An 18,779-nucleotide genomic window follows, 5' to 3' on the forward strand; every position below is an offset into this window, starting at 1 on the left:
GACTCTCCTGTGAACATCACGAGTTGGCTGAAAGACCCGTCGGGTTCAGGCTGCCCTGACGGTATCCGTCCAGGTCGAGGGCCACGTAGGTAAAACCGGCCTGACGACAGGTCGCGATGACTTCGTGCCGCAGAGACGGGTCGAGCAGTCGCTGAAATTGGTCTGGGGACATTTCGAGGCGCGCGACCTGATCATGGTAGCGTACCCTGAACCCTGTAAAACCGCGGCTGGCCAGAAATTCTTCGCAGCGGCTGACCTGGTGGAGGCGCTCCGCGGTGATGGTCGTCCCGTAGGGGAAGCGGGTCAGATAGCAGGTGAGCGGCGGCTTGTCCCAGCCCGGCAGCCCCGCCTGGCGGCCCAGGGCGCGGATGTCGGCCTTGCCCAGTCCGGCTTCCTCCAGGGGGGAGCGTACACCCAGTTCGCGGGCGGCTTGGGTCCCTGGCCTGTAATCGAGGGCGTCGTCGGCGTTGGTGCCGTCGATAAGGCTGTCGAAGCCAGCTGTCTTTGCACGCTGGAGAAGGTGGGAAAAAATAAGCTGTTTGCAGAAATAGCAGCGCCGGGGATCGTTGGCCCGGACCTCTTCCTGCGCCAGCGGGTCGATGTCGACGAATTCGTGACGGAGGCCTCTTGACGCGGTAAAAGCACGGCTGTCCTCCAACTCCTGCCGGGGGAGAACTCTTGATGCGGCGGTGAGCGCCAGAACGTTTGCCGTCCCCAGCGCCTCCACGGCGGCATGCAGCAGCAGGGTCGAATCGACGCCGCCCGAAAAGGCGACGGCCACGCGGCCCATTGGAGTCAGATGAGCCAGTAAACGGGTGTACGGTACAGATGGAGACATCTTCCAGCCTTTGCGCGACTTCTTCGCCCGGAGACGGTGTCAGGTTAACAAAAAGGCCGGGGAAGCCCGGCCTGATGAATTGATGGAGGTCCCCGTTTTCGACCTGACGGAGAATACGAACGTCCCTAATCGAAGATGCCGGTGGAGAGGTAGCGTTCGCCCGTGTCGCAGAGAATGGTCACCACGTTCTTGCCAGCCCCCAGGCGACGGGCAACCTGCATGGCGGCAAAGACGTTGGCTCCGGCCGAGATGCCAGCGAAAAGACCTTCCTCCCGGGCCAGGCGGCGGGCTGTGTTCATGGCTTCCTCGTTGCTGACCGGCAGAATTTCATTGTAGATCGAGGTGTCGAGAGTGTCGGGGATAAAGCCGGCACCGATGCCCTGAATCATGTGCGGCCCGGGATCGCCACCGGAGAGCACGGGGGAAGCTGCCGGTTCCACGGCGACAATGTGGACGCCTGGGTTGTGCCGGCGCAGAACCCGACCGACGCCGGTGATGGTGCCGCCCGTGCCGACGCCGGCGACAAAGGCGTCGATCTTGCCATTTAGGGCCTCCGCGATTTCCGGGCCGGTCGTTTGTTCGTGGACGCGGGGATTGGCCCTGTTTTTGAACTGGTGCAGCATAAGGCTGCCGTTGCTCGCGGCCAGATCCTCCGCCTTGTCGATCGCTCCGCGCATGCCGAGGTTGCCGGGAGTGAGAACCAGTTCGGCCCCGTAGGCGCTCAGCAGGCGGCGTCGCTCCAGGCTCATGGTTTCGGGCATGGTCAAAATCAGGCGATAACCCTTGACGGCGCAGACCAGCGACAGGCCGATGCCCGTATTGCCACTGGTCGGCTCGATGAGAGTGTCGCCGGGGCGTATTTCTCCGGCCGCCTCGGCCGCTTCGACCATGGCCAGAGCAATGCGGTCTTTGACGCTGCCACCAGGATTGAGTCCTTCCATTTTACCCCAGATGGTAGCACTGTTGGCGTCCGTCAATTTGGTCAGGCACACCAAGGGCGTGTTGCCGATCTGTCCCAGTGGATTTTCGCTCAAAACGATGGGCATGATAAATTCCTTGGCCGTGGGGGTGGTGAAGAGGGGGCAAATCAGATAAAATACATGAACCGGTGATCGAGTTCTTTTTCCATCCCCATGTCCTTGGCCTTTTCACAGAGATCTTTGAGGGTCAGGGACGCAAAGTACTCGTTGAGGCGGCGGTTGGCTTCCGACCAGACGAGCTGGGTAACACAGAGGCCGTCAAAATCGCATTTGCCGTGGCAGTCCTCGGTCTCCTTGGTGCAGGTGACCAGAAAGAGCTCCCCTTCCGTGGCCAGTATGATATCGCTGACGCGAATCTCTTCCGGCTTGCGGGAGAGCACATACCCACCCTGGGGGCCGCGCTTGCTTTTGAGCAGGCCCGCTTTTTTAAGGTCCTGAAAAATCTGTTCGAGGTAGCGGGGCGAAATGTCCTGGCGCCGGGAAATATCCTTGATCTGAGTTGGCAGGGCGCCGGAATGATAGGCCATGTCGAAAAGGGCTCTGACTCCATAACGTCCTTTGGTCGAAAGCTTCACGGGAAATCTCCTTGTATGGTGTGATGGCCAATTATTATAAACCTTATAACCCATGTCAAGAATTAAGCGATATTCTCCCTTGATTAACGTGATTTTTTGGTTTCCCATTACATAGAATTTCTTGAGTCTTTTGGAGGCCGCCTATGTCCAACCTCTCATCTCTTGACCCGGCCTTCTATCCGACCCCGGCGGCCCTGGTCACCTTCAACAGTCCCCAGGGTAAAACCTGTCTGCTGCCCTCCCCCTGGATGGGGGTCGTCTGGTGCAGCCCGCCGCTTCTGACCCTGGCTTTCAGGCACGGTTGTGCGACGCGGCCTCTGATGCAGGGAGTCTCTCGGTTCGTGGTCAATCTTCCTCCTGATTCCCTGCTCGATTCGTCGCCGCTGATCACCTGGCTGATGACGAAGAATCCCGATATGGAGTGCGCCCCGGAACTGACGCCCTGGCATGATAGGTCCCTGGAGATTACCGCCATCGACGAGTGCCCGGTGCAGTTGGTATGTGACCAGCCCGTGTTGAATAGCCGCTACGGGCAGGATGTCCTCAGTGGCAGGGTGGTCGCCCTGTATGCCGACAAGTCTCCTGTTTCCATGGCGGAAGCACTGGATTTCGGCCGCTACACCTCAGGGCGGCGTTAGCACACCGTCATCTTTTGGATCCAAAAAGAAAAGGGGCTCTTCGCCCCTTTTCCTGCCTGTTTTCTCTCGGTATCGACCTGATCACTCCCAGGGCTTGATGATGCCCGATTCAAGGGCGGCCCGTTCCACCGCTTCGGCCACCTTGGCGTGAACCTCCTTATGCAGGATAGACGGCACCAGTTCCCCTTCCTCAGCGCAGGCAGCGATGGCCTTGGCGGCGGCGATCTTCATCTTGTTGTTGATACGGGTCGCCCGCACGTTAAGGGCGCCTCGGAATATGCCGGGGAAGCCCAGGGCGTTGTTGACGCTTTTGCCATCGGCGGCGAAGGAGGCGCCGGCCGCCATGGCGTCTTCCGGGGTGATTTCCGGGTTGGGATTGGACAGGGCCAGGATCACCTGCCCCTTGCGGACCATGGAAGGCTTGATAAGACCGGGGCAGCCGGTGGTGGCGATGACGATATTCGCCTCGGCCATGACGTCGGCCAGGGTACCGGCAGCTCCACCAGCCTTTTCGAGCATGTCGCGCGATTCGGCCTTGAGATCGGTACCGATGACTTTCTTGACGCCGTAGGAGAGCAGGAGCTTCGAGATGCCCATGCCGGCCGCGCCAAGGCCAATGACGCCGATGGTCGATTTGCTCAGCATGAGACCGGAAAAGTGGGTGGTGTTGAGCAGGGCCGCCAGCACCACGACCGCCGTACCGTGCTGATCGTCATGCATGACGGGGATGTCCAGGGCCTCGTCCAGGGCATCCTCGATGGCAAAACACTCGGGCGCGGCGATATCCTCCAGCTTGATGGCGCCGAAGGTGGGGGCGATGTTTTTGACCGTGTCGATGATGACCTGTGGGTCCAGGCTTTCGATGAGGATGGGGATGCCGCTGACATTGACGAGGCGGTCGAAGAGGGCAGCTTTGCCCTCCATGACCGGCATGCCGGCGACGGCGCCGATGTTGCCCAGTCCCAGGATGGCGGTGCCGTTGGTGACAATGGCCACCTGGTTGGGAATGGCCGTGTAGCGATAGGCCAGCTCGGGCTTCTTCTGGATATCCCGGCAGATGGAAGCGACCCCCGGCGTGTAGAGTTTGCGGATGTCGCCAATGGTGTTGATGGGAAGTCGGCTCTTCATGGCGATCTTTCCGCCCTCGTGCAGCTGGTGCACCAGGTCGATAACCTCTTCGACGATGATGCCTTCGACCTTGGCGATATCGTCGAGGATCGTTTCCAGTTGCTCTTCCGAGTCGACGTAGATCGTCATCTCACGGGTGTTATGGGTACGGCCCATGCGCACAAGCCGGATGTCGCCTATGTTGCTGCCTGCCATGCCGATGGCCGAGGTCAGTTTACCGAGATAACCCGGTTTGTCCTGGATCAAAACCCTGAGAGTCTTGGCAATTTTGCCGGCGCCTTTTTCAATTTCCATGGAAGTGGATTCCCCTTTGTTTGTGGTAATCGATTTTCAGTTTCCCTTATTTTTACCTGATCATCCGGGGCTGGCAATGGCCGTGGTTTGAATGGGAGCGATTTTATGCCCGGTTGGGCATCCACGCAATGAAAAAGCGACGCGGGCGAGCTGGATTAAAATCATAAAACTTGATCGGTGTCCTGGTCCTATTGTAGTTTGATCCGTCGCAGTCATCCCCGCGCCTCCAGGCGCCTTGGTTCAGGGAGAGTTGATCCGTGGAGCGCAAACGATTTGGTGAAATTCTGGTTGAAGCAGGGGTGCTGACCCAACTCAACCTGGAAAGGGCTCTGGCCCTGCAGGAGCAAAAAGGGGAGAGGCTGGGAAAGATCCTGGAGGATCTGGAGCTGATCAGCGAGAAGGACATCACTCTGGTTCTCGCCCATCAGTATGGGATGCAGGCGGTGTCCAAGATTGCCGAGCGGCCTGTTTCTGAAAGCACCCTGCATCTTCTGGATGCGCAAACAGCCCTCGAACGCCTGGTCTTTCCCTTGCGACGCACCGAAAAGGCCCTGTTTTTGGCGGTCGTCAATCCGGCTGACCGCGAAAGCCTTGACGATTTGAGCCATCGACTCAATCTGCGGATTGTCCCCTTCCTGACGACACCAACCGAGATCCAGAGCGCGGTCAGGCGCCATTATTTTGGGGAAACGGTCGGCGTGCTCAACCGGCGCTGGCGGATTCTGCTGGTGGGTTCGGAAAGTGCCCTGGTGCAAAAGATCCGGGAGACCCTTGCGGCTGAGGGATACGAGATTTATGGCGGGGAGGATATGGCTGAAGGGCTCAGAGCGGTCCTCCGTCACTCGCCGCACCTGGTTCTGGTCGACACGGCCATGGCTCAGATGGATGGCTTTGAAATGGTGCAGATTCTGCAATCCAATGATGTGACCCGGAAAATTCCCACCATCGCCGTGACTGGGACGCCCAGCCTGCAGGAAGAGGTCGACCTCCTGGATGGGGGCTATTTCGACTATCTTGGTGCGCCATTACCGCCGGAGCGTCTGCTCGCCCGCACGAAACGGGCTCTGGTTTTCACCTACGGCAAAGTGGACGAACCCATCGAGGTGTGACGATTTAAGATCGGCTCTCACCACAAAAAGAGGCCCCATCCGGTCAGGGTGGGGCCTCTTTTCATTAAGAACGAAGTCGATGAATTTTGGCCCGCTCTATTCCTTTCCGCTGAGCCGGATCCCTCATCGCGTCGGCCAAACAGGCCGTTTTACCTGCTAAACCGATTCGCGTTCGGGGTCCGCTTCTTTACGGGGGTTTGTACGCCCCTGGCGGAGGGATGGACGGCGTCCGGCGTCAGGCCGCATCACATCGACTTCGTTTTCTGTTAATGACTCCGGGATGTCGACCTCGTCCTGAGTTTCCGCAAACGTTAAAAGCCTTTCCCTGAAAGAGGCTTCAGGCGTCCCGCTCAAGGGCGGGCTTGCTCACCACCTTTTTAACCGGGAAAGTAATTTCTCCTGGTGTTGAGGATAAATCAAAGTCCAGTATCGAACATCCCAGAGTTTCAAAGATCAATGTTGCGTTTGAATTTAGTCTAGCAGGATATTTCCCGGGGTAAAGAGCCTGGATGAATTTTTTTTTATCCGCGATCGTTGCCCTTTTTCAGCAGGGAAGGAAGAAGCGGGCGCTCCGAGGAGGGGAACGGAAGCGCCCGCTGGGGAAGGTGTTTATTTTTTGACGAAAGTTGTCTGCTCGTTGCAGGTCGGACACTTTTTGGGTTTGCAGCGCCCTTCTTTTTCATAACCGCATTTTTCACAACTCCACTGGGCCATTGGCTCTCTCCTTGGTGTTGATGTTAATATGACCAAATTGGTAATAATTTTACCGGCTAGAAATACTTTGTCAAGAAGAATTTGACGACAAAGGGGGGAGACGGCTGACAAGAGCTCTTGACTTCGGGAAAGTAGAAGGGTATCTTCCGCGCCGAAAAGGGAGTCGATTTGTCCTGTTTGTCGCTGGAATTTAGTGCCTTATGAAAAGTGCGGCTATTAAATCTGATGTGCTTTTGTTGCTGACGGCAACGATTTGGGGCTTTGCCTTTGTCGCCCAGCGTCTGGGCATGGACCACGTAGGGCCCTTTACCTTTAATGGGGTTCGTTTTGCCCTGGGCAGTCTTTCCCTGGTCCCGCTGTGGCTTCTGAGCCGGCGAAGGGTTAACAGGGCCCTGGTCGCCTCGACTGACCGTGCCGGCAAGGTTTTGCTCTGGGGTGGAATTGCTGCCGGACTGGCCCTTTTTACCGGTGCTTCTCTGCAACAGGTCGGCCTCGTCTATACGACTGCCGGCAAAGCGGGGTTTATCACGGGACTTTATGTGATTCTCGTACCCATTCTGGGCTTGATCTGGCGTCAGCGCCCTCAAGCCGGCACCTGGGCAGGGGCCACTTTGGCCGTTTTCGGCCTCTACCTGCTTTGTGTGACGGAAGAGTTCACCATCGCCTTCGGGGATCTGCTGGAACTGCTTGGCGCCTTTTTCTGGGCCGGGCATGTTCTGCTTATCGGCTGGCTGTCTCCCCGCGTGGACGCCATCCGCCTGTCATGTATCCAGTTTGCCGTCTGCTCTCTGCTCAGCTTGGCCACGGCGGTCGTCTTGGAGGTGATCAGCCTGCAGGGCCTGCTGTCTGCGGCCTTGCCCATCCTCTATGGTGGTCTGATGTCCGTCGGGGTCGCCTACACCCTGCAGGTTATCGCCCAGCGCGAGGCCCATCCCGCCCATACGGCCATTATTCTCAGCCTCGAAGGCGCCTTCGCCGCACTGGGTGGGTGGCTGATCCTGGGGGAAACCCTGTCGGCTCGCGGCCTGCTCGGCTGCCTGTTCATGCTGGCCGGCATGCTGTTTTCGGAACTGTCCGGCTTTTTTGTGCGAAGGCGGCAAATAGCAGGCGCTGTTTGAGTGAATTTTCTTGTCGGGATGGAGCGCCGTTTCGGGATGGGGTAGCAGCAGAGGGTCTGTTGACAGGCGGCAGCCTTCAGCGCTAATATCAGCCCCGCTGACCTTTTTTTCAGAAGGAATGGATGATGAATCTTTACGAAGTGTCTTACGAAATAGATGGCGAGGTCAGGGAACAGCTGATCGAAGCCGATACGCCGGTAGAAGCGCAGAAGAAATTTTTGCAGAACAAGCCCGAAGGCAACGTCATCGTGCTCTGTGTGGTCCGTCAGTAGGGCCGCTTCCCCCCTCCCTTCTCCCGTTCTTCTCCTTTCCCTTTTCCCTCTTTACAGGTTGGCCTGCTGAGCCCAGTCTCCGCCCGGAAGGGGTGCGCATTCGGCATGGATGAATTCCCGGATGCGCTGGCTGTCGGCGGCCGGTATTTCCTCAAAGGCGATGCCGACGCCGGCTGGAAAGTCCGGTTTGGTTTTGCTCAGGGCGGCATTCAGCCAGGTGACCCGCCCTTTGCAGCGGATCGTCTCCTCGACACCAGGGACAAAAAAATCAAGCGTCACCGGCGTGTCCACCGGCATGGGATGGGAGGTCTCCAGAAAAATGCCTCCAGCGCTGATGTTGACGGAATAATCATGCAGGGTCTTTTCATCCTCGACGCCGTAGTGAACCAGCATCCGGATTTTGACCCGTGGAGTGGCGCGTTCGGCGATCTGCAGGAATTCTCTGGCGACCTGACGCAGGCGATGGCGGTTCAGGGGCCGCGAAATGACTTCGTCGCAGCCGGCATTCCGACAGAGTTCCCGCTCATCCAGGTCTTCACTGTCGCTGATGAGAATGACCGGGGTGGTGAAGAGTTCGGGGTCGCTCTTGATCTGCCGGCAGCAGGTAGCGCCATCCATTTCCGGCATATGAAGATCCATGATGACCAGGTTCGGTCGCAGCGCGCGCATGAGCGGAACCACCTCGCGGGCGCTCTGCGCAGTGGTAACCTGGATGTTCTCCCGGGCAAAAAACGATTTTTCCATATCCAGAAAAAACTTCACGTCATCGACCAGAAGAATTTTTTTAGCTGTTTTCACCCTTTGCCTCCTTGTGGCGAATTGCCGAGCTGATCGCTTTTTTAAGCAATTTTTGCGCCAGTGACTCGCTGTCCCCTCCTGGAGTAAAGGTATCGACCCCATAAAAAAAGGCCGCCGAAGCCGGCAGCCTTTTTTATGGGGTCGGGAGACCCTTTATCTCACCCCTTTTGCGGCACGAAGGTGTCCGGAGTGAAGTTGTAGGTGGCGAAGTAGTCCTCCACCGTCTCGGCCCGGCGGATCAGCTCGACGCGGCCGTCGCCGTGCAGCAGCAGCTCCTTGGGACGCAGGCGGCCGTTGTACTGGAAGCCCATGGCGTGCCCGTGGGCGCCGGTGTCGTGGATGATGACGAGGTCATCCTCGACGATGGGGGGGAGCTCGCGCTGGATGGCGAACTTGTCATTGTTTTCGCACAGGGAGCCGACCACGTCGTAGACCTCGCTGCGGGGCTGGTCTTCCTTGCCGAGGACGTCGATGTGGTGATAGGAGCCGTACAGGGCCGGGCGCATCAGCGAGGACATGCAGGCGTCGACGCCGACGTACTTGCGGTAGGTGTCCTTGTGGTTGATGGCGGTGGTCACCAGAGCGCCGTGGGGGCCGGTCATGTAGCGGCCGCTTTCCATGTACATACGCGGGGCGTAGCCGTGCTTGGTCTTGAAGGCGTCGAACTGGGCGGTGATCTCCTTGGACATGGCCGCCAGGTCGAGGGGCTGCTGTTCGGGCTTGTAGGGGATGCCGAAACCGCCGCCGATGTTGACGAACTCGAAGCGGATGCCGAGCTCTTTTTCCACCAGTTCGGCGATGTCGAGCACCATGCGGGTCGTCTCCACCATATAGGTGTAGTCGAGCTCGTTGGAGGCGACCATGGTGTGCAGACCGAAGCGCTTGGCGCCGCGCTCCTGGGCCATACGGTAGGCATCGATGACCTGCTCGTGGGTGACGCCATACTTGGCTTCCACCGGGTTGCCGATAATGACGTTGCCCGTGCGGCGGGGCCCGGGGTTGTAGCGGAAGCAGATCAGCTCAGGGAAGACGGGCACTTTGCTGATGAGGCTGATGTCGTCGAGATTGAGGACGCAGCCGCCGTCCTGGGCGGCGAAGAGGAACTCCTCCTCGCTGGTGTTGTTGGAGGTGAACATGATGTCTTCGGGCTTGGCGCCGACTTCACGGGCCAGAATGAGTTCGGGGATGGAGCTGCAGTCGAAGCCGAAGCCCATCTCCTTCATCAGGCGCAGGATGGCTTTGTTGGGCAGGGCCTTGACCGCGAAGAATTCCTGAAAGCCGTCGATGCCGGCAAAGGCCTTTTTCAGGTTCTCGCCGGTTTCACGGATGCCGGTTTCGTCATAGATGTGAAAGGGGGTGCCGTAGTGGGCGGCGATATCCTTCGCCACGGGAAAGAGACGGTTTTTAAAATCTTGTGACATAGGCATGCTGGGATTCTCCTGGTTTCGGGTTAGTGAAAAAAGTTAAAAGGTCAGTCGTTTCGTAAGTGTTGTGTTGGGTCGTGGCCGCCTAAGGGCCCGGTGGCGGTTCGAGATCAATACGCCGGGTCTCCTTGATGGTCGAGAGCACCACCTGGGTCCGGGTCGAGATGACCCCCTGGATGGCCATGAAGTCGTCGCGCAGAATACGCCCGAGATCCTCGGTGCCTGCTACGCGAATCTTGACCAGATAGCCATCCTCGCCGGCGACCTGGTGAACCTCCTGCACGCCGGTGATGGCGGCCAGTTCGCCAGCCAGCCGACCGTTACCGGCCCGGCTGGCTTCGACCAGGATGAAGGCGGTGAGTTTCTGGCCGAAATGACGCGGATTGAGGCGTACCTCGTAGCCCTCGATGATGCCCCGTTCCTCCAGCTTGCGGATGCGCTCCAGTACGGCCGAGGGGGCCATGCCGACCTGTCGGGCGACTTCAGCGTTGGGTATTCGCGCTTTTTCCTGAAGGATATGCAGAATCTGCAGGTCAATATCGTCAAACATTCTCTTTAATCTCCATGTCAGAGAATGTTATTCGTTTAGCCCCTCTTTGTCAAGGGGCGGTACGCAGAAAATCCCGATCCCTTCGAACCCTGTTTTAAGGCAATATATGAGAAGGGAAGCTGACGACTTGAGCGTTTGCTTGCCGGGTTCCGCAAGTCCAGAGACTTTTATGATGATCTTCCGATCCTGGGGTGCAGTGAGGGGTATTGTGAATCTACGTGAGCCTTACCCTGTTTTTGCGATTGACCCAGGTGTGTACAAATTGTACAATTCGTACAATAGAAAGGAAGGTGCTATATGACTCGAATTGGCGTATCGGATGCGCGGGATAATTTGAGCGAGGTCGTTGACAGGGCTCGCTACACACACGAACGTGTTGTTCTCACCAAGCGCGGCAAGGAGGTCGGTGCCATAATTTCAATTGACGACCTCAAACTTTTAGAGATGCTTGAAGATCAGTTGGATATCAAAACGGCTCGAGAAGCCATCGTAGAATCTCGCGGCGAACGGATTCCCTATGATGAAGTTCGAAAAAAATTGGGATTGTAATCCGTGGCCTATCGCATTGAACTGACACCGGCGGCGGATAAGGCACTTGCCAAGGTTGCCAAGAGCAATCGAAACGTGCTGAAAAGACTTGATCAGGCTTTGCTCTCACTGGCTGAGAATCCGGTGCCTGTCGGAATCAAACAGCTTGCCGGGGAAGATCCTCCTATATACAGAGTTCGAATCGGTGATTATCGGATTCTCTATCAGATTGAGGATGATGTTCTTGTGGTCCTGATTGTCCATATCGGACACCGCAAAGACGTGTATCGATTCCTGAAAAGGTAATATCACCATTGGAAACCTGGTCATCATGACATACAAAAATGGCCTCCCATGTATCGGGAGGCCATTTTTTATGATGTTTTCATACCATTTTTGCCCCTGTTATCGGTGATCGGGACGACGAGAGTTAGAGTTCGTCCGGGTCTGGAACGACGACCGGCTGCTTCTGCAGGCGCTTGTAGTAGAAGTTCTGGCCGTAGAGCACGGCCGCCGGGTTGTGGCCGGTGACCCGGTCCTTGACGACCAGGGTGGTGACGGGAACTTCGGAATATTTGGCGAATAGCATGTCGTGGCCGACGCAGAGGCCGACGATGATGTTCATGTCGCAGCCTGCCTGGTTGAGGAGCTTGGCCTGGGCGATGGGGTTGCAGGCCGGTTCGAAGGTGCCCGGCCGCACCTTGTACTTCTCATCGATATCGAGTTCGAGCTTGTCGATGCTGCCGGCTTTGCAGCACACGGAGATGGGCTCGAAGCCCTGGGCCGTGAGGATGTCGGCCAGCCGTTTGGTTTCTTCGAGCAGGCCGATGCAGGTGCCGATGCCGATTTTTCGGTAGCCCATGAGTTTGGCCAGGGCGATGGTGTCTTCCACTCGCGTCCAGCGGGCGTTGACGGCGTCGGAACCCGGCACGGGCTGGTAGCAGAGTCCTTCGACGATCGCCGCCACCCGCGCCAGTTTGGCATCGGCATCGTCGCCGAGGTACTTCTGAAAGGAGTCGTCGATGACCTCTTTCTCTCGCTGAGAGGGGCAATAGCCCGGCTGTCCCGGTCGGCTTTTGGGGTCGCTCCAGCAGTTGGTGGTGCCGAGCTTGTTCCAGACGGCGCTGCAGGTGGCGCAGGAAAGGGTGGTCTTGTCGCTCATCGTTATTGTCTCCTTGTCAAGGGTCAACCGGATCGGGAAGGGCTAGCCGAGACGTTGCAGGGTGCGGCGGATATCCTCGACGCCGGCGCTGTCGCAGAAACAGCCAGAACCGGCGTAGGGGCCGAATTTGCGGAGCTGCTCCAGCAACTGGCGCAACAGGTCTTCCCGGTCGCGGTATTGGTCCGGGTTGGTCAGGATGGCGGTCAGGGGCGGCAACAGGAAGTCGGGCAGATCACCGTCGCGGCTCTGTTGGTCGACGGTCTGCCGCAAGACCTCGAAAATATCCATGCGAGTCCCCCCCCCTAACATTTAATTTGTCGAATATAGCAGAAGGGAAAACTCATGACCAGAAAAGAATCAAACGCTGTTTCTTTTCTGGCTAGTCAGGGGCTGGCTGGGGCCGGACTGATTTCCAGCAGGGTGATTTCAGGTGGTGACAGCACCCGCATGGGCGGTCCCCAGGTGCCGGTCCCCCGGCTGGCGTAGAGATAACTCCCCCTTTCGGTGCGGTGGAGTCCGTCCTGCAGGGGGAATTCGAGGCGGGTGAGCAGGTTGAAGGGAAAGATCTGGCCCCGGTGGGCATGGCCGGAGAGCTGCAGGTCGAAGAGGCCATCGGCGCCGGCGCCAAGGCGCGGGCGATGTTTGAGTAGGATGATGAGGTGGTCTGTCGGTAGCGCCTGGAGCAGTTCCGTTTCGTTGATGGCTTGTCGGGTGGTCGGATCGTCCACGCCGACCAGGGTGATATTTGCCCCGATAGTCTGGGCCCGGTTGCGCAGGACCTGGAACCCGCTGCGCTGCAGAAAGTCGAGTCCCTGCTCCAGGCCGGCGTAGACCTCATGGTTGCCGATGATGGCGAATTTGCCCAGGGGGGGATCGATGCGGGTCCACAGTTCGGAGAGGCCGTCGAGATGATTGATCTGGGCATCGACGATGTCCCCGGTGGCAACCACCAGGTCGGGCTGCAGCTGCTGCAGTTCGGAGATGATGGGGGCCAGCGCCTCGTCGCGCAGAATCAGCCCCAGATGCAGGTCGGAAATCTGGGCGATGCGCAGAGGGGGACTGCCGGGGGGGAGCTTGGCGCTGGTCAACTGTACCTTTTCGACGCGCAGGTCCGTGGCTTCCCGCAGACCGTAGAGGCCGGTGGCCAGGGTCACCAGCAGGATGACGCCGGCGCTGACGGCGCCGTGCAGCGAAAGATGAGGGGCGCTGCCGACCACTTTGGGCAGCAGCCAGGCGGCCAGCTCCCAGAGGGCGAGGGGGAGGCAGAGGCTGAAGGCGAGAAAGGCGAAGCCCATCCAGCTGTAGCCGACCCAGGCGAGAGCGCGGGCAGCGAGTTCATGGCCGGTATGGTCGAGCAGGCGCACCAGCACCGGGGCGACGATCATGGCGCCCATCCAGATCCAGGCCAGGCTCGGCAGGGCCGGATGGCCGGCCAGCAGCGGGTGCATTCCCCAGAAGACGAGGGCGTGCATGGCGGTATAGATGAGCAGAAAGGTCAGTACGAACAGGATCATCCTCATGTCTCCTTATGGGAAAGTTCAGGCCGGGGATCGAAGTCCCGGCTGAAGAGGGCCGGTCGCCAGCCTCGCACAGAGTTTATCAGAAAAAGACGGCGGCAGCGGGGCAGTTCTTCGAGCGGCACGATACCCTCCTCGATAGTGCCTTGGGCCAGCAGGGTGGCCCGAAAGGTGCCGGGCAGCAGGCCGCAGTCAAGGGTGGGGGTAATCAGACGACCGTCTTCCCGCTCCACCACGAGGTTGGCGATGGTCGTTTCGGTCACTTCTCCACGCTCGTTCCACAGGATGACGTCGTCGCAGTCCGGGCAGGCCTGTCGGGCCTCGTCATAGAGCCGACGCTGCGTCGTCTTGTGGTAGAGGCGGGGATCGGCGGAGTCGACAGGGAAGGGGGCGAGCCCCAGGCGCAGGGGGCCCGGCGGCGAGGGGGACAGGGGGAGCGCCTCGCCATTGTAGTGGCCGTCGGCGCCGAGGAGCAGGCGGATTTTATGGGGATGCGGCGGCAGCGTGGCGGTGAGGCGGTCGAGCTGGCGGATAGCCTCGTGCCGCGACCAGGGGAGGTCGAAGTAGGCGGCGGAATCGGCCAGGCGCCGCAAGTGTTCTTCTCGCAGGAAGAGCCCTTCCTCAGGCGTCCAGCGCAGGGATTCGAGCAGGGTCGGTGGGGGAGCGGATTGAGTCAGAATGCGGCCTTTCTGCAGACACTCCCGGTATTCCGCCCCGGCCTCGGAGCCCCAGGTGATGCCGGCGCCGACACCGTATGTGCCGCGCTGGCGCTGGCGATCGATGAGGGCGGTGCGGATGGCGACACTGAAGCGGGCCCGGCGCTGCGGCGCGACATAGCCGAAGGCGCCGGTATAGAGGCGGCGGGGACGCTGCTCCAACTCGGCGATGATCTGCATGGTGCGGTATTTGGGGGCGCCGGTGATGGAGGCGCAGGGAAAAAGGGCGGCAAAGACCTCGTCGAGAGGGGCGTCCGTTTCCGTCTCAGCCGTGGAGGTGAGCTGCCAGACCGTCGGATATTTCTCCAGGGTGAAGAGTGTCGGTACCCGCACAGCGCCGCCGAGGCGGCCGAGGTCGTTGCGTATCATGTCAAGGATCATGAGGTTTTCGGCGCGGTCCTTCTCGGAAGCACGCAGTTCTTCGCCTCGGGCGCGATCTTCCTCCAACGTGCGGCCGCGAGGGGCAGTTCCCTTCATGGGCCGGGACCAGAGCTGTCGCCCGCGACGCTGGAAAAAGAGCTCGGGGGAAGCCGAGGCCATGGCGTAGCGGCCGGTATCGAGGTAGGCGGCGCCGCTGGCCTTTTGGCCCTGCACGAGGTCGAGGAAGAAGAGCCAGGGATCCTGACGGAAGTCGCTGTGCAGGGGGAAAGTGAAATTGACCTGGTAGGTTTCGCCGGCGGCGATGCGTTCGCGGATGGTGGCCACGGCTCCGGCGAAGGCCGCCTCATCGCAGGCGGCTTTCCAGGGCGGGCGGGGCAGGGCGGCGGGAGGTGCCGGCAGTTCCACCACCTGGGGCTCGTCGTAGAGCCCGAACCACAGCAGGGGAAAGTCGTCGTCCGCCAGCACGGTGCAGGCTTCGTCGAACGCGGCGGCGGCCTCGTAGCTCAGAAAACCGGCGGCCCAGAGGCCGCTCCCCTCGACCTCCTCTTCCAGCTGGCGCAGGGTCTGGCGAATGGCCCCAGCTTCGCGGACTTCCAGCAGGTGCCGGGGACGGGCGAAGTAGAGCCAGCAGCCGCTGTCGGGGTCGTAAAGAAGGGCTTCGCCGTGCTGCGGGCGCCAGTTGGAGTGATTTGGCTCAGACATTCTAGACCCTCAGGTTTTCGTCGGATTGCGTGACTCGCAGGGAACGGCGCACTGGCACAGGCCGCAGGGGGTGGCCTCGACGCCGTAATGCTGGCGGGCGTGAGGAGCGGTCACGGCGCGGATGTAGTCGTGACACCGATCCTTATCATGCCCCTTGCTGCCTATGGCGTCGGCCGGGCAGCGCTTGATGCAGACCCCGCAGGTTCCCTTGGCGTACCACAGACACCACTGCTGATGGTTCTGATAGGGGCGCGGTGTCGCTGGCAGGTCGATGCGGGCGACAACGCTGCCGATGCGTACCGCCTTGCCGCGCGGAGTGATGAGACCGTCGCTGAGGCCGAAGGTGCCCAGCCCGGCGATAAAGGCGGCGTGGCGCTCCGACCAGTTGGAGGCCAGGCCGAAGGTTTTTGAGCGGCGGTAGCCGAATTCCGGCAGACGCTCGGGGGCGACGGCGGCAATGCCGGCTTCCGTCAGCCGACCGGCCAGATGCAGGCGCAGGTCGCAGTTGAACTGTTCCCCGTAAAAACGCGAGCGCGACCAGCGCCGGCCGGGGAGGGTCTTTTCCAGACGCTGCTCCTGTTTGGTGGCTGCCGTCTGCGGCAGCACCCAGGTGATCACCGTCAGGTCGCCAGCCGCGGCAGGTTCAGCGGGGAAGGCCAGCCGGAAAGCGTCCGCAGGCGTCCAGTAGAAGTCGCCGAGATCGGCCTTGATCCGGCCATAGAGGGGGTCGTCGCCGCGGGAAAAGGCCAGCAGCGGCTCGTCCCAGGCTTTCTCGTCGCTGTCGGGGCCCAGGGTATTGCGCGGGCTGCCAGTCCAGAAATCGACCACGGCCTGCTGAATCCAGGTCTGGCGCTCACCGGGATCCCTGATTTGATTTGCCATATTCGCCTCCTCGGGAATGTCTTATCTTGCCATGAAGCCGACAGCGCTTCAAACAGATTTCCCGATACGCTCTTTTGCTGGGGTTAATCCTTCCGGCATATAGCGGACTGAAGGGAATTTTCGGTTATTTGTCTTGCCGTTAGGGGGTCGGTCGTGCTAACAAGGCGGGACTTTTTCCGTGGAGCTTTGATTCATGATTCACCTGACCAACATCAACAAACAGCATGGCACCCAGATCCTCTTCCAGAACGCCAGCTTTCAGATCCTGCCCGGCACCCGCAGCGGCCTCGTCGGCCCCAACGGCGCCGGTAAGTCCACCATTTTCCGCCTCATCACCGGCGAGGAAGAGGCCGACAGCGGCGAGATCTCCTGCTCGAAAAAGACGGTGATCGGCTACTTTTCCCAGGATGTCGGTGAGATGTCCGGCCGCAGCGCCCTGGCCGAGGTCATGGCGGCTTCCGCCCGCACCGTGGCCCTCGGCGAGGAGATCAAGGCCATGGAGGCGGCCATGTGCGAACCCATGGCCGATGATGCCCTGGCCGAGTTGCTGGAACGCTACGGCGATGCCCAGGAAGAGTTCGAGCATCGCGGCGGCTACGACCTCGAAGCCCGCGCCCAGGCGGTGCTCACGGGCCTTGGCATTGGGCCCGACGACTACAATCGCCCGGTGGAGGATTTCAGCGGCGGCTGGAAAATGCGCATCGCTCTGGCCCGCATCCTCACCCTCAACCCTGACGTGCTGCTCCTTGACGAGCCGACCAACCACCTCGACGTCGAGTCCATCGTCTGGCTGGAAAACTGGCTGTCCACCGACTTCAAGGGAGCGGTGCTCATGACCAGCCACGACCGCGACTTCATGAACCGCTTGGTCAGTCGCATCATCGAAGTGTCCAACCGCACGGTGACGACCTACGGCGGCAATTACGATTTTTACCTGCGCGAGCGCGAAATCCGCCGCGAGCAGCTGCTGGCCAGCCACCGTCGCCAGCAGGAGATGCTGGCCAAGGAAGAGGATTTCATCGCCCGCTTCGCTGCCCGCGCCTCCCACGCCGCCCAGGTGCAGTCGCGCGTGAAGAAGCTGGAGAAGATCGAGCGCATTGAGCTGCCGCCAGAACAGCGCACCGTGCGCTTCGAATTCGCTGAGCCGCCGCGCAGCGGTGACGACGTGGTGAAGATCGACAGTCTGGCCAAGCGCTGGCCCCTGCCCGACGGCGGCGAGAAGTCGGTCTTCGGCGGCGTTTCCGGTCTCATCCGTCGTCAGGAGAAGATTGCTGTGGTCGGGGTCAACGGCGCCGGCAAGTCGACCTTTCTCAAGGTGCTGGCCGGGCAGACGGAACCGAGCGAGGGGAGCGTCACCCTGGGGGCCAGCGTCCACCTGGGCTATTTCAGCCAGCACGCCATGGACGTCCTTGACCCCAGGCGCACCGTCTTCGAAACGGTGCAGGAAGCCATCCCCATGGCCTCTATCGGCGTGGTGCGCAACCTCTGCGCCGCCTTTCTGTTCAGCGGCGACGACGTCGACAAGCGCATCGAAAAGCTCTCCGGCGGCGAGAAGAGCCGCGTGGTGCTGGCCACTTTGCTGGCGCGGCCCATCAATTTTCTCGTTCTCGACGAGCCGACCAACCATCTCGACATCCAGTCCCGCGAGGTGCTGCTGGAAGCCCTGCAGAAGTTCGCCGGCACCGTCGTGCTGGTCAGCCACGACCGCCACTTCCTGCGCAGCCTCGTCAATCGGGTCTTCGAGGTCGATCATGGCGACATGCGGGTCTACGAGGGCGATTATGAATATTACCTGCGCAAGAGCGGGCAGGAGAACCGCGCGGCCTAGCTGGCCGGGCACTTACAGGCAACATCCATTTCACACAGCATAGGAAGGACAGACATCATGGCACAGGCCAAAAAAGGCGATCGGGTCCGCATCGATTTTACCGGCACCCTGGAAGACGGCACCATTTTCGACAGCACCCTGGATAGCGGCGACTGCGAAACCGGCCACTGCGATACGGACGACTGCGGCGACGAGGGCTGCGGCTGCGAGGCGGGACCCCTGGAGCTGGTCATCGGCGAGGGGGAGTTCTTTGAGCAGATCGAAGAGGCTCTCATCGGCATGGCGCCGGGGGAGAAGAAGACCCTGACCATCCCTTCGGATGACGCTTTCGGCGATTACGACGAGAGCAAGGTCTTCGCGGTTCCCCGCGAACAGATTCCCGACGACATGCAGCCCGAGGTCGGTGAAGAGCTGGTCCTCACCGACGAGGAAGACGAGGCCATCGGGGTGACGGTGGTCGAGGTGGCGGACGACAGCGTCACCTTCGACGCCAACCATCCCTTGGCGGGCGAAGATCTCACCTACGAATTCACCCTGGTCGAGATTCTCTAGTCCAACCGTACCATCTGGCCGCGCCCCGCATCGAAAGGGGCGCGGCTTTTTACTTCTCCACGCGCCGGGCACT

Annotated in this window: 21 protein-coding genes and 1 other RNA gene; 8 read left to right on the forward strand and 14 right to left on the reverse strand. The window is 60.2% G+C overall.

The features are described 5' to 3' along the window. Nucleotides 1-16: 16 nt before the first annotated feature. The 3 genes from larE to AOP6_RS02540 form a co-directional block, all read right to left on the reverse strand. The gene (gene larE, locus AOP6_RS02530; RefSeq protein WP_155875067.1) at nt 17-838 is read right to left on the reverse strand and encodes an ATP-dependent sacrificial sulfur transferase LarE; all 822 of its coding nucleotides are present in this window, start codon (nt 836-838) and stop codon (nt 17-19) included. Between the two features lie 125 nt (nt 839-963). After that, on the reverse strand, nt 964-1,884 hold the full coding sequence (gene cysK, locus AOP6_RS02535) for a cysteine synthase A (protein WP_155875068.1): 921 nt from the start codon (nt 1,882-1,884) through the stop codon (nt 964-966). A gap of 41 nt (nt 1,885-1,925) precedes the next feature. After that, the gene (locus AOP6_RS02540) at nt 1,926-2,393 is read right to left on the reverse strand and encodes an Rrf2 family transcriptional regulator (protein ID WP_155875069.1); all 468 of its coding nucleotides are present in this window, start codon (nt 2,391-2,393) and stop codon (nt 1,926-1,928) included. A 143-nt stretch (nt 2,394-2,536) separates the two neighbouring features. Between AOP6_RS02540 and AOP6_RS02545 the strand changes: the two genes are divergently transcribed. Further along, nucleotides 2,537-3,031, forward strand: a complete 495-nt coding sequence (locus tag AOP6_RS02545) for a flavin reductase (RefSeq protein WP_155875070.1) — start codon at nt 2,537-2,539, stop codon at nt 3,029-3,031. A gap of 81 nt (nt 3,032-3,112) precedes the next feature. On the opposite strand, the gene AOP6_RS02550 is transcribed toward AOP6_RS02545, so the two are convergent. Beyond that, nucleotides 3,113-4,453, reverse strand: coding sequence for a malic enzyme-like NAD(P)-binding protein (locus AOP6_RS02550; protein WP_155875071.1), 1,341 nt, complete (start codon nt 4,451-4,453; stop codon nt 3,113-3,115). A 257-nt stretch (nt 4,454-4,710) separates the two neighbouring features. Here AOP6_RS02550 and AOP6_RS02555 point away from each other — a divergent pair, with 257 nt between their 5' ends. Further along, complete coding sequence (locus AOP6_RS02555; RefSeq protein WP_155875072.1) at nt 4,711-5,562, forward strand: response regulator; 852 nt, start codon at nt 4,711-4,713, stop codon at nt 5,560-5,562. A gap of 268 nt (nt 5,563-5,830) precedes the next feature. On the opposite strand, the gene ssrS is transcribed toward AOP6_RS02555, so the two are convergent. After that, nucleotides 5,831-6,010: non-coding RNA, 6S RNA (gene ssrS, locus AOP6_RS02560), on the reverse strand. A 161-nt stretch (nt 6,011-6,171) separates the two neighbouring features. After that, nucleotides 6,172-6,276 carry an RCKP-type rubredoxin-like domain-containing protein gene (locus tag AOP6_RS15380; protein WP_346015137.1) on the reverse strand — a complete coding sequence of 35 codons (105 nt, stop codon included), beginning with the start codon at nt 6,274-6,276 and terminating at the stop codon, nt 6,172-6,174. A gap of 200 nt (nt 6,277-6,476) precedes the next feature. Here AOP6_RS15380 and AOP6_RS02565 point away from each other — a divergent pair, with 200 nt between their 5' ends. After that, nucleotides 6,477-7,394, forward strand: coding sequence for a DMT family transporter (locus AOP6_RS02565; RefSeq protein WP_155875073.1), 918 nt, complete (start codon nt 6,477-6,479; stop codon nt 7,392-7,394). A 122-nt stretch (nt 7,395-7,516) separates the two neighbouring features. Continuing rightward, nucleotides 7,517-7,666, forward strand: a complete 150-nt coding sequence (locus AOP6_RS02570) for a hypothetical protein (protein WP_155875074.1) — start codon at nt 7,517-7,519, stop codon at nt 7,664-7,666. 51 nt (nt 7,667-7,717) lie between these two features. On the opposite strand, the gene AOP6_RS02575 is transcribed toward AOP6_RS02570, so the two are convergent. The 3 genes from AOP6_RS02575 to AOP6_RS02585 form a co-directional block, all read right to left on the reverse strand. Then, nucleotides 7,718-8,464, reverse strand: coding sequence for a TIGR02266 family protein (locus AOP6_RS02575; RefSeq protein WP_213194730.1), 747 nt, complete (start codon nt 8,462-8,464; stop codon nt 7,718-7,720). Between the two features lie 158 nt (nt 8,465-8,622). Then, nucleotides 8,623-9,891, reverse strand: a complete 1,269-nt coding sequence (gene lysA, locus AOP6_RS02580) for a diaminopimelate decarboxylase (RefSeq protein WP_155875076.1) — start codon at nt 9,889-9,891, stop codon at nt 8,623-8,625. A gap of 82 nt (nt 9,892-9,973) precedes the next feature. Beyond that, complete coding sequence (locus tag AOP6_RS02585; RefSeq protein ID WP_155875077.1) at nt 9,974-10,438, reverse strand: Lrp/AsnC family transcriptional regulator; 465 nt, start codon at nt 10,436-10,438, stop codon at nt 9,974-9,976. 297 nt (nt 10,439-10,735) lie between these two features. Here AOP6_RS02585 and AOP6_RS02590 point away from each other — a divergent pair, with 297 nt between their 5' ends. Together AOP6_RS02590 and AOP6_RS02595 are read left to right on the forward strand one after the other, a co-directional pair. Next, a complete protein-coding gene (locus tag AOP6_RS02590; RefSeq protein ID WP_155875078.1) occupies nt 10,736-10,987 on the forward strand; it encodes a type II toxin-antitoxin system Phd/YefM family antitoxin in 252 nt (83 codons plus the stop codon). A gap of 3 nt (nt 10,988-10,990) precedes the next feature. Then, nucleotides 10,991-11,272, forward strand: a complete 282-nt coding sequence (locus tag AOP6_RS02595) for a type II toxin-antitoxin system RelE/ParE family toxin (protein WP_155875079.1) — start codon at nt 10,991-10,993, stop codon at nt 11,270-11,272. A 124-nt stretch (nt 11,273-11,396) separates the two neighbouring features. On the opposite strand, the gene AOP6_RS02600 is transcribed toward AOP6_RS02595, so the two are convergent. The 5 genes from AOP6_RS02600 to AOP6_RS02620 all read right to left on the reverse strand — a co-directional run bounded on the left by AOP6_RS02600 (nt 11,397) and on the right by AOP6_RS02620 (nt 16,326). Then, nucleotides 11,397-12,128 carry a DUF1847 domain-containing protein gene (locus tag AOP6_RS02600; RefSeq protein ID WP_155875080.1) on the reverse strand — a complete coding sequence of 244 codons (732 nt, stop codon included), beginning with the start codon at nt 12,126-12,128 and terminating at the stop codon, nt 11,397-11,399. 42 nt (nt 12,129-12,170) lie between these two features. Next, nucleotides 12,171-12,416 carry a GSU3529 family protein gene (locus AOP6_RS02605; protein ID WP_155875081.1) on the reverse strand — a complete coding sequence of 82 codons (246 nt, stop codon included), beginning with the start codon at nt 12,414-12,416 and terminating at the stop codon, nt 12,171-12,173. Between the two features lie 95 nt (nt 12,417-12,511). Next, nucleotides 12,512-13,642, reverse strand: coding sequence for a metallophosphoesterase (locus tag AOP6_RS02610; protein WP_155875082.1), 1,131 nt, complete (start codon nt 13,640-13,642; stop codon nt 12,512-12,514). Nucleotides 13,643-13,644: 2 nt separating this feature from the next. After that, a complete protein-coding gene (locus tag AOP6_RS02615) occupies nt 13,645-15,444 on the reverse strand; it encodes a chorismate-binding protein (RefSeq protein ID WP_155875083.1) in 1,800 nt (599 codons plus the stop codon). Nucleotides 15,445-15,453: 9 nt separating this feature from the next. Beyond that, nucleotides 15,454-16,326: a 4Fe-4S ferredoxin gene (locus AOP6_RS02620; RefSeq protein WP_225897334.1), complete on the reverse strand. Its 873-nt coding sequence runs from the start codon at nt 16,324-16,326 to the stop codon at nt 15,454-15,456. A gap of 193 nt (nt 16,327-16,519) precedes the next feature. On the opposite strand from AOP6_RS02620, the gene AOP6_RS02625 reads away from it, so the two are divergent. Beyond that, nucleotides 16,520-18,154 (forward strand): ABC-F family ATP-binding cassette domain-containing protein, encoded by a 1,635-nt coding sequence (locus AOP6_RS02625; protein WP_155875084.1) that lies wholly within the window; start codon nt 16,520-16,522, stop codon nt 18,152-18,154. A gap of 57 nt (nt 18,155-18,211) precedes the next feature. Then, a complete protein-coding gene (locus AOP6_RS02630; protein WP_155875085.1) occupies nt 18,212-18,706 on the forward strand; it encodes a peptidylprolyl isomerase in 495 nt (164 codons plus the stop codon). Nucleotides 18,707-18,779: the final 73 nt, after the last annotated feature.

Origin of the sequence: Desulfuromonas sp. AOP6 (assembly GCF_009731355.2) — a bacterium.
Taxonomy (GTDB): Bacteria; Desulfobacterota; Desulfuromonadia; order Desulfuromonadales; family SZUA-540; genus SZUA-540.

Excerpts from the sequence above, each read along its gene's own strand:
- larE (WP_155875067.1), bottom strand. The coding sequence starts at position 838 with ATGTCTCCATCTGTACCGTACACCCGTTTACTGGCTCATCTGACTCCA.
- cysK (WP_155875068.1), bottom strand. The coding sequence starts at position 1,884 with ATGCCCATCGTTTTGAGCGAAAATCCACTGGGACAGATCGGCAACACG.
- AOP6_RS02545 (WP_155875070.1), top strand. The coding sequence starts at position 2,537 with ATGTCCAACCTCTCATCTCTTGACCCGGCCTTCTATCCGACCCCGGCG.
- AOP6_RS02550 (WP_155875071.1), bottom strand. The coding sequence starts at position 4,453 with ATGGAAATTGAAAAAGGCGCCGGCAAAATTGCCAAGACTCTCAGGGTT.
- AOP6_RS15380 (WP_346015137.1), bottom strand. The coding sequence starts at position 6,276 with ATGGCCCAGTGGAGTTGTGAAAAATGCGGTTATGAAAAAGAAGGGCGC.
- AOP6_RS02565 (WP_155875073.1), top strand. The coding sequence starts at position 6,477 with ATGAAAAGTGCGGCTATTAAATCTGATGTGCTTTTGTTGCTGACGGCA.
- AOP6_RS02570 (WP_155875074.1), top strand. The coding sequence starts at position 7,517 with ATGATGAATCTTTACGAAGTGTCTTACGAAATAGATGGCGAGGTCAGG.
- lysA (WP_155875076.1), bottom strand. The coding sequence starts at position 9,891 with ATGCCTATGTCACAAGATTTTAAAAACCGTCTCTTTCCCGTGGCGAAG.
- AOP6_RS02585 (WP_155875077.1), bottom strand. The coding sequence starts at position 10,438 with ATGTTTGACGATATTGACCTGCAGATTCTGCATATCCTTCAGGAAAAA.
- AOP6_RS02590 (WP_155875078.1), top strand. The coding sequence starts at position 10,736 with ATGACTCGAATTGGCGTATCGGATGCGCGGGATAATTTGAGCGAGGTC.
- AOP6_RS02600 (WP_155875080.1), bottom strand. The coding sequence starts at position 12,128 with ATGAGCGACAAGACCACCCTTTCCTGCGCCACCTGCAGCGCCGTCTGG.
- AOP6_RS02605 (WP_155875081.1), bottom strand. The coding sequence starts at position 12,416 with ATGGATATTTTCGAGGTCTTGCGGCAGACCGTCGACCAACAGAGCCGC.
- AOP6_RS02610 (WP_155875082.1), bottom strand. The coding sequence starts at position 13,642 with ATGATCCTGTTCGTACTGACCTTTCTGCTCATCTATACCGCCATGCAC.
- AOP6_RS02615 (WP_155875083.1), bottom strand. The coding sequence starts at position 15,444 with ATGTCTGAGCCAAATCACTCCAACTGGCGCCCGCAGCACGGCGAAGCC.
- AOP6_RS02620 (WP_225897334.1), bottom strand. The coding sequence starts at position 16,326 with ATGGCAAATCAAATCAGGGATCCCGGTGAGCGCCAGACCTGGATTCAG.
- AOP6_RS02625 (WP_155875084.1), top strand. The coding sequence starts at position 16,520 with ATGATTCACCTGACCAACATCAACAAACAGCATGGCACCCAGATCCTC.
- AOP6_RS02630 (WP_155875085.1), top strand. The coding sequence starts at position 18,212 with ATGGCACAGGCCAAAAAAGGCGATCGGGTCCGCATCGATTTTACCGGC.